We start from the raw sequence: 14,726 nt of genomic DNA on the forward strand, positions 1-14,726 counted from the left end.
AAAAAGGCGTATGAAAACTCATTATGTTACAACCATGTATATCAGTTAGAATTCCAAAAAAACAAAACATAATATGGACTACGATAATTATTCCTAACATTATTATAAAGGCTTACGAAACGCTAAGCCACAAAATCTTTTCATACGCCTTTTCATTATAATGTAATAATTATTAAAATACAATATATCTGACTATTTTCTTAGCCTTCTTATAACTCTATGAGAAGTATGTTGTTATATCATTTTTTCAAATTCAGTTAAGAAACATGTAAAGTATTACAATAATAAAAAGAATTTATATAAGCAAAAATGGATACCACCTGTAAAACTTTTATACTAATCCAAAATCTAGGGAGTGCATGACTCAAAATGAGCCACACACTCCCAATTTAAAGTTAACTATTTAACATTATCCTCATCCTTGTTTTCAATCAAAATTACAAGAGCACTTAGTAATTATCACTATTAACATCTACACTTCTACCACCACTTTATCAAGTCCGTAACTTCATTTCTCAAATCCACAAAATCCTTAGCTGCAATATTTCTCGGTCTTTGGATATTATTGTATATCTCTTTTTTTATACAGGTAGGCTTATTTGTCAAAACCAGTATGCGCTCACCGAGGTAAACCGCCTCTTCTATATTGTGTGTTATGAAAATTACCGTTGTCTTGTTTCTTTCCCACAGCTTCAAAAGCTCATCTTCAAGCCTGAATCTAAGCTCTATATCAAGCTGGCCGTAAGGCTCATCCATCAGCAAAACCTCCGGTTCGGTGGCAAAAGCTCTCGCTATAACAACTCTTTGGAGCATACTTGCCGAAAGCTGATCCGGATAATAATTTCTGTATTTTTCCAGTCCTACCACCTGTAAATACTCATTTACCTTTTCTTTTGCCTCACTTTTAGGAATATTTTTAATATCAAGGCCGAAGCCTACATTCTCCTCAACCGTAAGCCAAGGCATGGTTGAATATTCCTGAAATATATAGGCGATATTATGCTTTAGCAAGTCCACCGGCTCGTCATTAATCAGTATTTCTCCACTTGTAGGTTTATAAAGCTTTGTCAAACTGTTTAAAAATGTTGTTTTTCCACAACCCGTGGGACCGACTATGCATAAAAATTCTCCCTCTTTTACAGTAAAGGAAATATCGTCAAGCACCAACAAATCATCAAACTTCTTGGTAAGATGAGTCACCTTTACCTTGTCTTTTCTGTTGTCTTCCAAAATTGTCTCCTTTACAATGATTTATCCATATTCTCTGTTATTTCCTGCCTGTAACTCAAAAACTTCGGATCTACATAGCTTCTTGGATGAGGCATATCAATAATATACTCTTTTTTAATACAGGACGGACAGTTTGTTAAAAGTATTATTCTGTCTGCAAGAAATAGAGCCTCTTCTATATTATTGGTTACAAAGATAACGGTTCTCTTTTCACTCTGCCATATCCTCTGCAGCTCTTCTTCCATCATATACCTTGTCTGAGCATCCAAATGTCCGAAAGGCTCATCCATCAACATAATCTCCGGCTGATTACAATAAGCTCTTGCAATACCGACACGTTGTCTCATACCTCCGGAAAGCTGCGAAGGGTAGCTTTTTTCAAAACCGCTCAAGCCTACAAGGTCTATGTAATGCTTTGCCGTTTCACGCCTCGTTTTTTTGTCCTGCCCTCTCACTCTTGGACCGAACTCTACATTTCCCATTACGCTAAGCCAAGGAAACAGGGCTGTTTTTTGATAAACCACCCCTCTTTCGGGTGCCGGTTTTGTTACCTTTTTGCCATTTTCTATAACCTCTCCGCTCGTTGCAGTTTCAAGCCCTGCAAGTACATTTATAAGAGTAGTCTTTCCGCATTGTCCCGGTCCGAAAAGTACCAAAAATTCATTTTCCTTAACCGAAAAACTTATATCCCGCAAAACCTCGGTCTTTCCGCTCTTGTCATAGGCATCAAACTCCTTTGATACATTCCTGCATTCAAGTATGGTTTTTACATTCCCTGATTGTTCCATGCGCATAATCTCCTTTCAAGCTTTGCCATTCCGGTTGCCAAAACAAAGCCCACCAAGCCTATCGCAAGCATTCCGACCATTATCTGCACCGTTTTTCCGTAAGTCATTCCCATTACTATGAGCCAGCCTACTCCCTCATTTGAATGTACCATTTCCGCACCTACAACAGCGGACCAGCCTGCAGTTACCGCTATTTGCAGACCTGCAAATATATAGGGTACGGATGACGGTAAAACTATATCAAAAAACACCTGTCTTTCCGAAGCTCCAAGCATTCTTGCTGCTCCTATAAGAGTCTTATCCACATTCTTTGTTCCCTCATAGGTATTTACCGTTATAAAACAAAAACATCCTAAAAATATAATGAAAAATTTACTTTTATCTCCGAGTCCGAACCACAATATGGACATAGGTATCCATGCAAGCGGAGGTATTGGTCTTATAAATTCAAATATAGGCTTAAGTATAGCTTCGGCAAGCTTAGAATATCCCATTGATACACCTAAAGCTATACCGAATACGGTTGAAAGCCCGAAAGCTACACCCACTCTGTACAGACTTACCCCTATATGGGTAAGCATGGTATACTTTCCTATAGGTTCTTTAAAGCTCAGTATAAACTTTTCCAATATCAGGGAAGCGGGCGGCAAAAACAAACCCGCTTTTGTAAACCTTGAAACCAGTTCCCATACAATCAGTAAGGAAGCAAAGGCAAGAACAGTCATTATTATAGAAATATTCTTGTCTACAAACTTTTTTAAGCTCATATTATTTCGTCCTCCTCACAAATTTTTTCTGTAATTTCTCAAGTATACTCGACAATAAGTAACCTATTATGCCTATAGTCACCATTCCTACAATTATCACATCCGGACGACCAAGCATTCTTGATACCTGTATCATATATCCAAGTCCTTTTGTAGCTGCAAGAAGCTCAGCTGCTACAAGCGCAACCCATGAGGAACCCAGCGCCAACCTAAGTCCGGTAAAAATCATTGGCATTGCGGTCGGTATAGCAACCTTAAACAAAAGCTGTCTGTTGCTTGCACCGAAAGTTTTGGCAACCCATAGATGAACCTTATTTGTTTGCTTAATTCCTGCATATGAGTTTATCGTGGCACTTATAAAAGCTGCAAAAAATATTATCCCCACCTTGGATTCATAGCCTATACCAAGCCATAAAATCATTAACGGTATCCATGCAAGCGCCGGTATAGGTCTTATAACATCGAACAGAGGCTTTGCAAAAAGCTCGAACTTTCTACTCCATGCCATGGATATACCTAAAGGCACCCCTATTAAAACTCCCACAAAATAACCACCCAAGGAAATTTTCATGCTTGATACAATATGCTGTAAAAGGCTCCCTCCGTCAGGATTTACTCCGCCTGTAAGCTTGTATATAAAGGTTTCGAGCACCTTCCCCGGTGCCGGCAACATCATAGGCGAAATAAGATGAAACACATCTGTTACAAGCTCCCATATAAGCAAAACACCTGCCACAGAACAAAGGGAAATAAGCCTGTATTTATTTTTTTCAAAAAATCCTTTCATCGGTAACTTCCTTTTTTATTTATTCTGCTTTATAAATTCATCGTCTATATTTTTGTCAAATTTTTCCATTAAGCTTGGCTCCTGCTGTCCCAATCCCACATAGAATTCGCCCAGCTCTCTTGCAAATTTTCCAAGATCTCTGTTCTTCCAATCCTCTCTTGTAATAAAATTCACACGTCCCAGGTCGCTTACACAGCTTTCTCTGCTTGTTTCCGTTCCCGCTTCCTTTAAGTACTCAACCAGTAAATCAGCAGCCATTTCCTTATCGGCATTCAAAGCTTCACAAGCCTCCATGATGCAATCCATATACTTTGCAACAATCTCTTTCTTTCCTTCAACGGCTTTGCGGTTTGCAACAACCATATCCACATATCTTGTTCCCAGATCCGCCAGGTTTCCTACCTGAACCATGCCGTCTTTTTGTGCATCAAAAAATGTAGGTACATTAAGTGCAACTATATCGCACTGATTCGCCAATAGTGCCTGATAAGCCTGAACAGTATCCATATTTACTATATTTACATCCGTCATACTCAGTCCCAACTTTTCAAGCCACTTAAGAGTTGTAAAATGCTGTGCTGTACCTATCGGAAGTAAAATTGTCTTTCCTTTTACCGTTTCCGCACTTCCGAGTACATTAGGGAAGGACGGATTAGCTCCCTTTTCCTTTGCAATAGGTGAGTCGGGCTTTACAAATACTCCAAGACCGTCTGTTGACTCCAAAACCTCTCCTATAATCATCATATCGTAGTTTGCCACTCCTGTTATGGATGCCGCTCCCATTGCTCCAACATCCCACAGATTAGCTGCCAAAGCTTCATTCATAGGTGCTCCGGTCGCAAACATCGTAGGCTCTATCTTAAAGCCTGCCTTAACATCCAAACCGTTCTTAATGATGTATTCTGTAGGTAAACTTGTTATGAAAGGCATTGTCGCAACTCTTAGCACCGGTAAATCACCCGTATTTTCAGCCGCACTTTGCTCTACCTTTTTTGTCTCACCTTCCGCCTTACTTTCGGAACCTCCGCTGTTGCCGCAAGCGATTAAAGAAGCTGCCATTCCCACCGCCAACATCATTGCTAAAAACTTATTTTTCTTCATTTTCAAGATCCTCCCAAGTCCTTTTTATTTTATTATATGTTATGTATCCCGGTTATACTTTTTGTTTTTTTACTTTTTTTTCTCATTTTCTCAAATAAAAAAGGAAAGTATTGTTTTTTTTACTTTCCTTTTGTTTTTTTTGATATTATTCTCTTCTTCTAAACTCGTAAGGATTAACTCCGTACTTCTTTTTAAAAATTGTAGAAAAATAGCTAACATTTGGATAGCCTACTTCTTCGGCAATTTTTTGTACTCTCAGTGAAGTGTTTGAAAGCAGATACGCCGCCTGCTTCAAGCGCACATCAGTTAAATAAGCACTGTAATTGCTGCCTGTTTCCTCTCTGAACACTCTTGACAGATATTCCGGATTCAAATTTGCGCTCTTTGCCACCTCATCTAAGCTTATTGCATTTGAATAATACTTTTTTATATATTCCACAGCCTGCTCCACACCTTTGGAAAATTTCCTTTTGTCATAATCAAGCTCATCATAAATATAGTTTACAAAATTATCTACAATTTTTTTCACCTCGGAAAAGCTGTTTGTATTCTTAATCTTACTCTGCTCATCCTGAAGCATACAATGTACAAGCTTAAGTTCATTGCCCGCAAACCTCATATATGCCATCTCAAGGGCTTGGCAACAAAAGGACGAAAATTCATACAATGTATACATATTTCCTTTTGACGCCTCTTCCATTTCCGCTTCCAGACTTTCTTTAAATTCTCTTCTTGAAAGCGTATAGAGTTGTCTTATTTTCTGTCTGAATCCGCTCTTATTTTTTTCTATATGCTCTCTTATCTCTTTTGCGGACTTTCCCGGTGTATATACCTTTATTTTTTCTTTATAATACCCAAGACCCAAGGAATATACCGCCTCTGTAACAGTATCAGTAACATTGACGAGCCTGTCTATTGCAGTGCTTACGCCCACCATACAGAAGTTTTCTTCACTGAGCCTTCGCGCATACTCATATATAAGTTTTTCTTTTTTTCCTTCACTCATTCCCCTTGAAAGATTTCCCAAAAGCATATAGATAAGATTGTTATATTCAAATTCTACCAAATGATGTACAAAATCCGCATCAGGCAGACTAAAGCCTTCCTTTACATCCTTCTTCCATAAAGCCAAAGCAAAAAGCCCCTCGTCTCTCCAGCGTATTCCCTCATCTTTCATTCTTTGTACATTGCTTTCACTAAGCACATTGTTTTTAAGCATATCTCTGATAAGAGCGTATCTTCTTCCGCCGCTGTCTCCTACTTCCTCTTTTGTACCATTTCCAAGCTTTTCCTTCGCTCTGTCAAGTATCTGCTCCAGGCTCTTCTTACTCATCTCGGTTTTTAGTAAGTAATCATCTGCACCGTAACGCATCGCCTCTCTTGCAAGGTCAAATTCCGCAAAAGCCGTCAGGATAATTACAAGACTTGAAGGGGAAACCTTTTTGATTTCTTTTAGAAGCTCTATCCCGTTTTTTATCGGCATCTTTATGTCCGTAAATACAATATCGGGTTTTGTTTCATAAAAAAGTGCCAATGCCTGCTCGCCGTTATAAGCGGTTCCGACAGAGCGAAAATCCTGTCTGTCGGCTATGCAATATTCCAGCCACTCACATATCATCCTTTCATCATCCGCTATAAGTATCTTCATATTCTGTCCCTTTGATTATAGGTAACCTCACGCTGACACAGGTTCCTATGTTTTCTTCGCTGTCTATCGTCAATCCGTATTCTTTTCCAAAATTTATTTTTATACGACCGGATACATTTACAAGGCCTATGGATTTCTTCGCTTCATCCTCATCAAGGTTAATACGTGCTCTAACCTCTTTTAGACGCCGGCTGTTCATGCCCTTGCCGTCATCACTTATATTTATAAGCAAATCTTCTCCGTCCTTAAGAACCTCCAATACTATGAGTCCTCCCGAATCCTTGGCTTCCAAGCCGTGAAAAATCGCATTTTCAACTATAGGCTGCAAAATCAGCGCTGGAACCTGACAGGTTTCAAGCTCATTGCTTACTTCAATTTCGTAATCCATAATATTGGAATACCTTAATCTTTCAAGCTCTAAATAACTTTTTGTATTTTCAAGTTCTTCTCTTAAAGGAATCAAATCCCTGTCTGTAGATAAGGTTTTTCTAAGTAAAGCTATGAAGGCTTTTATCATCTTCACCGCCTGCCCGCTTTTATTAAGCTCCACCATACACTGAATCGAGAATAAGGTATTATACAAAAAATGAGGATTTATCTGGGCTCTTAAAAAGTCCATCTCCGATTTTCGTTTTTCTTTTTCGTTATTTCTTATATCTTCCATCAACTCTTTGATTTTCCCGGACATAGAGTTAAAACTTTTTCCCAGAGCAAGCACCTCATTACAGGCATTCTCTTCCTGAACACAGATAAACTCACCGCTGCTTACTCTTTTCATTGATTGACAAAGGCTTGCTATAGGTTCGCTTATACTCTTTGCCTGTCTATACGAAATAAAGGCGGCTGTAAATAAAAAAACTACCATTGACACAACCAGATATCCGGTCATATCTATGAGAACCGAAAACATTATTTCACATGGTATCTCCTCGACTATCGTCCAGCCCGTCTGAGAGTCGTAGCAATTTGACAGAAAGTAGTATTTCCCCAGCTTTTTTATTATATGCGAGCTTCCGTTTCCATAAAGCTTTCGAAAATTTTCCGCTCCTATCATATTTTTCCCAAGTATACTTTTATCCCTCGATGATACGATATTTCCTTTTTTATCAAAAATATAAACATTGCCTTGTGTTTCAAAGCCTGCATACAGGCTCTCAAGAACATTTTCGTCAACGCTTACCAATATAGTTCCAAGGACATTACCCGAGGCATCCTTTATCTTGGAGAAACCTCCAAAAACATAGGTTGCTTTCTCCTTTTCACGCATAAAGCCGTTCTTATAGCTTACAAAGCTCATATCTCCCTGTTCGTCATAGCTTTTTTTATACCACAGCTGAGTTTTTAAGCTCTCAAAATCATAGTTTCCGTCTTTGTAGGATGAGTAGACAAAACCGTTTTCTCCCTGAATAACTATATCGTACTCAAAGCCTATATCTTTAAAAACAACATCAAAATTCTTTCTCTTTTCATCAAGCTCGGAAACATTTTTTTGAACATTTCCAGCCTCCGTCTGTGATAAATACAAATCCAAATCGGTATTATACTTATATAAATTTATTACGGTTATAAGATTATTTTTAATTACATTGGATCTTTCCGATATCTGTTTGAGAACATCTATACGGCTTTCCCCCACTTGTACTATTATAACCTGCTTAATCGCCAAAAGCACCGCTGTTGCCGTAGACAGGGCAATAAGTACAAGCATAATTCCGAAAGCGGAATACAGTTTAAACTTAAGTTCCCCTGTATATTCTTTGATTTTTTTTATAAGCCTACTTGCCATTCTCTTTAAGTTTTTCTTTTATGTAATCGTCACAGCTGTGAGACACTTCTCCCCTACTCCATAAGCCTGCCAAATTTATCTGTCCTGAACCGTATACAGCTTCCTTCGCTCCGTCTATCTCAGGATTTACATATTTTAAAAACCATTTTTCAAGCTCATAATCAAGCTTATTTGCAAGCTCCGTGCTCTCATCGGTAGCCTTTTCCATAAGATTGTTTTTCTCTCCGGGATCTTTGAGCAGATCATACATTTCATGAGGTCCGTAAGGATAACGTTTTATAAATTTATATCTCTCGCCTCTTATCATTCTGTTTGGACCGTACTCATCCATAACCACCACAGCCCTATCCTTTGGCAGCTCCTCTCCCCTCAAAACGGGTTCAAAGCTTCTTCCCGGCAAATCAACCTCTGACTCAAACTCCATTCCCAAGTATTCTAGCAGGGTAGGCATAAAGTCATAGGCGGAAACAAGATCCGAACTCACCCGTCCTTTTGGTATCCTTCCTTTATGGCTTATTATGCAAGGAACCTTTACGGATGACTCATACATATTTATCGGGAATGTCGCATTTCCCTTGCCCCAAAATCCGTGATGTCCGCAGCTGAAGCCGTTATCACTCATAAATATAAGCAAGGTATCCTCTCTTATATTCAGTTCATCCAACAAATCCAAAATTCGTCCTATATTGTAATCCATGGCTGTTGTGGCTCCGTAGTAGCCTTTCTGGTTTTCTTTTAAATTTTTAAGCACTTCCTTGGTTAAATATATGCTGTCCTTATGTTCTCCATCCATTTGACAGGTTTCAAAAGGACAGTCATTATATAAATCCGTATATTCCTTAGGATGATTGTTAAGCCAGGGCGAATGAGGCGCCGTATACCCGACATGCAGATAAAAAGGCTGTTTTTTAGCATGTTTTTTTATAAAGTCTATAGCCTTATCAGTTATTATGTCTGTCGCATATCCCTCTTTATTTACAAGTTTCCCGTCCTCATAAAACGGCGCATTGTAGTAGGGACCTCCGCCCGACTTGTGTGCAAACCAGTAATCAAAACCTTTTTGTGCCGTAGAACTCTTCCCCAGATGCCATTTCCCCGATAAGCCACACACATAACCGTTCCTTGAAAGTATATCGGTATATCCTGTCTGTCCTTTTAAATACTCAATTTCTTCCTGCTTTTTATTGTCGTCCCTCAGCCAGTCATGTACTCCATGCTGTGATGGTACTCTTCCTGTCAACAATGTAGCTCTTGCAGGTGAACATACGGGAGAGGCACAAAAAAAGTTTTTAAATCTTATTCCCTCTCTTGCAATTCTGTCTATGTTAGGTGTTATTATTTCATGATTTCCCGAACACCCCATAGCCCATTCTCCTTGGTCGTCCGACAAAAGCAGTATTATATTAGGCTTTTTTACTTCCACTTTATTTTCCCCCTTTTGTAAAAATTATGTTTTTATAATACTAAATAACAGAGGTCGGCAAGACTAATTTATCCCTCAGCCGCTATCTTTGCTATCTCCACAATAACATCTATTGCCTTTTGTATGGACTGAACACTTACAAACTCAAACCTTCCGTGGAAGTTTTCACCGCCTGCAAAAATATTCGGTGTAGGAAGTCCCTTAAAGGATATCTTTGAACCGTCTGTTCCTCCCCTTATAGGATCCTTATTTACTGTTATTCCCAAGTTTTCCATAGCCTTTGTTGCAATATCCACACTTCTTGGATCATTATTTATAATATCTGCCATATTGCGATATTCATCATGTATGGAGAGTTTTACTCTTTCTATATCATATCCTGCATTGATTTCTTCGCAAATCTTTTTTACTATATTCTTTTTATCCTCAAAAAGTTCTTTGTTATGGTCTCTTATAATATATGTGAGTTCGGCATTTTCTACATTTCCATGTGCTTCCACCAAATGTATAAAGCCCTCTCTACACTCGGTCTTTTCAGGTACACATACAAGAGGCATAGCCATCTGTATATCTCTTGCTATAGTAAGTGCATTTATCATCTTATTCTTTGCATCACCGGGATGTACGCTCTTACCAAGTATATCAATCTTAGCCTCAGCCGCATTAAAACATTCAAATTGAAGCTCACCTACAGAACTTCCGTCCATTGTATAGGCAAAATCACAGCCAAAATCCTCTACATCGAAATTGTCGGAGCCAACACCTACTTCCTCATCACAACCAAAGGCAATGCGCAATTTACCATGTTTTATCTGCGGATTATTAATAAGATATTCCATAGCGGAAACAATCTCACATACTCCCGCCTTGTCATCCGCACCGAGTAATGTCGTACCGTCAGTGGTGATAAGAGTCTGACCTATATAATTTTTTAAATTAGGGAACTCCTTCGGTGATAATACAAATCCGCTATTACCTAATGCTATATCCCCTCCATCATAATTTTCATGTATCTGAGGAGAGATATTCTCCGCATTAAAATCCGCAGTATCCACATGTGAAATAAAGCCTATCACCGGAGCATTATCTGTATTTGCGGGAACTGTGGCTGTAAGAAATGCATTGTTTTTATTTATCTTTACATCCTCAAGCCCTATCTCCTTTAACTCCTTATAAAGCTCCTCCAAAAATTCCATCTGTGAAGCTGTGGACGGAATTACAACACCTGCCTTACTTGCATCCGACCTTGTATTCTTCTTGATATATCGTATAAATCTATTTACAAATCCTTCCATTGTCCTTCCCTTCTATAATTTTAATATAAATCTGTTCTGGTCTGTAAACACCGAATCCAGTATACTCTTTATATATAAAGATGTGAAGCTTTCATGCTGTTCTTCCCAGATTTTCATTCCCTCTTCAAATCCGTAAGGATCAAAAATCTCTCCGGAAAAATAGCATTCATTCATTTTTAAAAACACCTTGCTCATCTTTTCTATATCCGCCTCGTCTTCATTTTCGTAGGGGGCGGTCTTAAATAATTTTGAAAGCTGCCTGCTTCCCATAATTTTAAATTCATCTCTGCTGATAGCTGCAAAGTTCTCTATACTTTCCACATTCAGACATTCTGTACTATATACAAATGATTCCCCGTCATAGACAATACTTGCAAAATGATTCGGAGAAACAGCCAGTGAAGATGTTACTATTTCCGGTATTATATTGTTTTTAATATGCTGTATATGCATATGACCGCTCAAGTTTAGCTTTACATTATACTTTTCGTATATTTCCTCTATTCTTTCCGCATTCTTTATCTTAAATCCTTCTGTAAACATAAAATTCTGTTCCAAAAGATTTTGATGACTCACGGCAAGTATATTTGCATTATTTTTTGATATCTCTTTAAGTACATTTTCAAGCCATATAAAGCTTTCCTCTTTAAAATAATTTGAGCTGTAGGAGTTTGTATCCAACATCAATAAATATAAATCATCAGCTATCTTTGATATATAACTTCCGGAAATCTCATCATAATAATCATAATTTTTGTAGCCGCAAAAAGAGTATATCTCCCTGAAGTCATTTGCATCCACACTCTCCACTCTATATCTTTCATCCCCCTTAAATCCGAAGCAATTTTCATAATTTATATCATGATTGCCCGGTATCAGATATACAGGTATTCCCGCTTCCACTATTTTTTCCAGCTTTTTTGCAAGCTCCAAATGACTTATCCTTTCCCCGTTAAAAGTTAAATCGCCCAGCAAAAGCAGCACATCCGGTTTTCTTTTTTTTACCTCTGCACAAAATGTATCCACTATTTCTTCAATATATTTCATTACCTTTCCGTCTCCCTTTGCTATCATATTTGCAAAGGCTTCACCACCGTCATTAATGCTCTTTGACAGGTAGTGAATATCGGTAGCTACCATAATATTCAAAGTTTTTTCACTCATACAAAATAACCTCTTAATCATAGTTCTCCAAGAAAGAATGCTTTACTCCATTTTTCTTGTAGGCTATCACCGTATCCAGGCTGACGTTTTCCACACTTCTAAAAATATTTTTCTCAATATATGGATTTTTAGCAGCCAACTCTCTGATAAGTTTCTTTACCTCCGCTCTCATAGAGCCCTTATCTCCGGTCTCCGATATTGAGCAATTATCCGTCAGTCTGCAGGCACATCTTATAAAGTTTAATTGATTGTACTTTGCCCAATGTATAATATCCTCTTCTCTGACAAGATAAAGCGGTCTTATAAGCTCCATTCCCTCAAAATTTGTAGAATGAAGTTTCGGCATCATAGTCTGTATCTGTGCGCCATACAACATTCCCATGACTATAGTTTCTATAACATCATCAAAATGATGTCCCAGAGCTATCTTATTACATCCAAGCTCCTTTGCCTTTGCATACAGATGTCCCCTCCTCATCCTTGCACAAAGATAACAGGGTGATTTCTCATCTTCCGCAACTATATCATATATAGAGGACTCAAATACTACTATCGGCACATCTAAAAGCTTTGCATTATCCACTATTGTACGATAATTTATATCATCATATCCGGGATTCATCACCAAAAATACAAGTTCAAAATTTCTTTTGCCATGCTTTAAAAGCTCCTGAAACAGCTTTGCCATCAGCATGGAGTCTTTACCTCCCGATATACATACGGCTATCTTATCTCCGTCTTTTATAAGTTCATACTCATTTATAGCGGCGGTAAACTTTCTCCAAATATTTTTTCTGAATTTTTTTATTATACTTCTTTCGATATCTTTGCTTTTTTTATTTGATTCCTCTATTTCACTTTCCTGTTTTAAAAACTCATTCAGTTTAAGCTTCATATAGGCTTCATATCCGCCCACAAGATTGTATATATTCCTATATCCGAGAGCTTCAAGTTCTTCAGCCAAATATTCTGTTTTATTCCCCGTTGCACATACTAAGCATATAATGTCATTTTTATTAAAATCCTTTACTCTTCCAAATATCTCCTCCTCTGCTATATTCACGGAGTCGGGAATATTACCTCTCTTAAACTCATGCTCAGGCCTTATGTCGATTATTCTCTCCACATGTAAATCGGGTAATTTATCTATCTCAATTTCCATTATATTTGTTTCCTTACTATCAAATAGTCATCATTATTCCTATAATATGGGCAGGTGGAATAATCACTGCTTCTCATTCTTACATAGTCATCTTCATCCATATCTACATCACATATATAGCCTTCTACATCTTCATCATATATATAATTTATACAATAATCACAAATCATTATTCTTCCTGTTTCTTCCCGGAATTGTATACTTCCCGTCTGTAATCCTCAGGTGCATACTCTCTAAGCCAGATCCCTTCACCCATCTTTAAAAGCTTTTTCCCGCTGAGTACAGCCTCAAAAGCCAAATACTGCGAAGCTCTTTCTCTGCTTGATAGCGGCACTTTTAAGCTCGGGGGCTCTTTATCCAATATCTCACTGTAATCTTTTTTTATATTTTCCATAATCTTACCATCTTTAAACAATGCTCCACTATAGTATAGCATATAAGATTAAGTCAAACAATAAAACAGGATAAGCGCTTTAAAGCCGTATAAATGAAGTCTATCCGTTTATACTACAAAAAAGAGCCCCTAAGGGCTCTTAACTCATTTTTTATTTATTAGCCTTCCTGGGAAAACTCATCCTTGCCTACTCCGCAAAGAGGGCAAACAAAATCTTCCGGGAGATCCTCCCACTTTGTTCCCGGAGCTATTCCATTATCAGGATCTCCAAGAGCCTCATCATATTCCCATCCGCAAACATCACATACATATTTCATAAATTACACCTCTGCCTTCCATAAACCGTGTAAATTGCAGTACTCATAAGCTGCAACAAACTTCTCTCCATCCTGTAAAACAAACTCAGCATGTGGCTTATCCTCAGGTGTAAGACCCTTATATTGTTTTCCAAGACTTGTCTCAATCATAACAAAGTCGATAAGATGCTCAGGTGTCATAGGATGATCTACGCTACCTACATTTACAACAGCCTTATTTCCTTCAACTGTTACTACAGGTACATGCTTTTCTTGAGCTGCATCTGTTGTGTTAGCCTTTAAAGCCTTCATAGGCTCTCCACAACATCCAAGTGTACCACCACCATCAACTACTACTGAGACAATCTTTCCACAGTGTGCACAACGATAAAAACTCATATTTCCTCCTTAGTTCTTTGTTTTTAATAAATCTCTAATTTCCTCCAGAAGAACAACATCATCAGCCTTTGCAGGTGCTTCCTCTATTTTTGCTTCCTCTTTCTTCTTAAACTTTTCTATAAGTCTTACAAACATGAAGATACAGAATGCAATGATAAGGAAATTAACTACATTTTGGATGAAACTGCCATAAGCAATAGCATTCTCCGCTATATCACCATGTTTAGGAGTGATAACATACTTCAAATCAGTGAAGTTCAAACCTCCTGTAAGTAATGAAATAATCGGCATAATTAAATCATTTACCAAAGATGTGACAATCTTACCGAAAGCAGTACCGATGATAACACCTATTGCCATATCCAAAACATTACCCTTAAAAGCAAATTCTTTAAAATCTTTTAACATCTTGTCCTCCAATATCCGGTTATGCATGAGCCTGCTATTGCTAGCGTCAAATCTAACGCTTGTTAGATTTAATTTTGC

Annotated in this window: 16 protein-coding genes; all 16 read right to left on the minus strand. The window is 37.9% G+C overall.

The genetic code is table 11. The features are described from left to right. Positions 1–480: 480 nt before the first annotated feature. A complete protein-coding gene (locus J4O15_RS03530; RefSeq protein ID WP_208099715.1) occupies positions 481–1,230 on the minus strand; it encodes an ABC transporter ATP-binding protein in 750 nt (249 codons plus the stop codon). 11 nt (positions 1,231–1,241) lie between these two features. Continuing rightward, positions 1,242–2,018 carry an ABC transporter ATP-binding protein gene (locus tag J4O15_RS03535; protein ID WP_208099716.1) on the minus strand — a complete coding sequence of 259 codons (777 nt, stop codon included), beginning with the start codon at positions 2,016–2,018 and terminating at the stop codon, positions 1,242–1,244. Beyond that, on the minus strand, positions 1,997–2,785 hold the full coding sequence (locus J4O15_RS03540) for an ABC transporter permease (protein ID WP_009219647.1): 789 nt from the start codon (positions 2,783–2,785) through the stop codon (positions 1,997–1,999). The genes J4O15_RS03535 and J4O15_RS03540 overlap by 22 nt, the downstream gene beginning before the upstream one ends. A gap of 1 nt (position 2,786) precedes the next feature. Further along, positions 2,787–3,572: an ABC transporter permease gene (locus J4O15_RS03545; protein WP_009219646.1), complete on the minus strand. Its 786-nt coding sequence runs from the start codon at positions 3,570–3,572 to the stop codon at positions 2,787–2,789. A gap of 15 nt (positions 3,573–3,587) precedes the next feature. After that, a complete protein-coding gene (locus tag J4O15_RS03550; protein ID WP_208099717.1) occupies positions 3,588–4,673 on the minus strand; it encodes an ABC transporter substrate-binding protein in 1,086 nt (361 codons plus the stop codon). Positions 4,674–4,818: 145 nt separating this feature from the next. After that, entirely contained in the window at positions 4,819–6,321 is a 1,503-nt protein-coding gene (locus J4O15_RS03555; RefSeq protein WP_208099718.1) for a response regulator transcription factor, read from the minus strand. Continuing rightward, positions 6,299–8,107: a sensor histidine kinase gene (locus J4O15_RS03560; protein WP_208099719.1), complete on the minus strand. Its 1,809-nt coding sequence runs from the start codon at positions 8,105–8,107 to the stop codon at positions 6,299–6,301. The genes J4O15_RS03555 and J4O15_RS03560 overlap by 23 nt, the downstream gene beginning before the upstream one ends. After that, positions 8,097–9,530 (minus strand): sulfatase-like hydrolase/transferase, encoded by a 1,434-nt coding sequence (locus tag J4O15_RS03565; RefSeq protein ID WP_208099720.1) that lies wholly within the window; start codon positions 9,528–9,530, stop codon positions 8,097–8,099. Before J4O15_RS03565 ends, J4O15_RS03560 begins: the two co-directional genes overlap by 11 nt. Before the next feature lie 68 nt (positions 9,531–9,598). Beyond that, positions 9,599–10,825, minus strand: coding sequence for a peptidase T (gene pepT / locus J4O15_RS03570; RefSeq protein ID WP_208099721.1), 1,227 nt, complete (start codon positions 10,823–10,825; stop codon positions 9,599–9,601). A gap of 12 nt (positions 10,826–10,837) precedes the next feature. Then, the gene (locus J4O15_RS03575) at positions 10,838–11,989 is read right to left on the minus strand and encodes a metallophosphoesterase family protein (RefSeq protein WP_208099722.1); all 1,152 of its coding nucleotides are present in this window, start codon (positions 11,987–11,989) and stop codon (positions 10,838–10,840) included. A 13-nt stretch (positions 11,990–12,002) separates the two neighbouring features. Continuing rightward, complete coding sequence (locus J4O15_RS03580) at positions 12,003–13,151, minus strand: rhodanese-like domain-containing protein (RefSeq protein WP_208099723.1); 1,149 nt, start codon at positions 13,149–13,151, stop codon at positions 12,003–12,005. After that, positions 13,151–13,321: a DUF6472 family protein gene (locus J4O15_RS03585; RefSeq protein WP_208099724.1), complete on the minus strand. Its 171-nt coding sequence runs from the start codon at positions 13,319–13,321 to the stop codon at positions 13,151–13,153. The genes J4O15_RS03580 and J4O15_RS03585 overlap by 1 nt, the downstream gene beginning before the upstream one ends. After that, a complete protein-coding gene (locus J4O15_RS03590; protein ID WP_208099725.1) occupies positions 13,321–13,587 on the minus strand; it encodes a hypothetical protein in 267 nt (88 codons plus the stop codon). Before J4O15_RS03590 ends, J4O15_RS03585 begins: the two co-directional genes overlap by 1 nt. Before the next feature lie 116 nt (positions 13,588–13,703). Next, positions 13,704–13,862 carry a rubredoxin gene (locus J4O15_RS03595; protein WP_009219636.1) on the minus strand — a complete coding sequence of 53 codons (159 nt, stop codon included), beginning with the start codon at positions 13,860–13,862 and terminating at the stop codon, positions 13,704–13,706. A gap of 3 nt (positions 13,863–13,865) precedes the next feature. Next, complete coding sequence (locus J4O15_RS03600) at positions 13,866–14,240, minus strand: desulfoferrodoxin family protein (protein WP_009219635.1); 375 nt, start codon at positions 14,238–14,240, stop codon at positions 13,866–13,868. Between the two features lie 9 nt (positions 14,241–14,249). Further along, positions 14,250–14,648 carry a large-conductance mechanosensitive channel protein MscL gene (gene mscL / locus J4O15_RS03605; protein ID WP_208099726.1) on the minus strand — a complete coding sequence of 133 codons (399 nt, stop codon included), beginning with the start codon at positions 14,646–14,648 and terminating at the stop codon, positions 14,250–14,252. Positions 14,649–14,726: the final 78 nt, after the last annotated feature.

Origin of the sequence: Lachnoanaerobaculum sp. Marseille-Q4761, from assembly GCF_017565785.1 — a bacterium.
Lineage (GTDB): Bacteria > Bacillota > Clostridia > Lachnospirales > Lachnospiraceae > Lachnoanaerobaculum.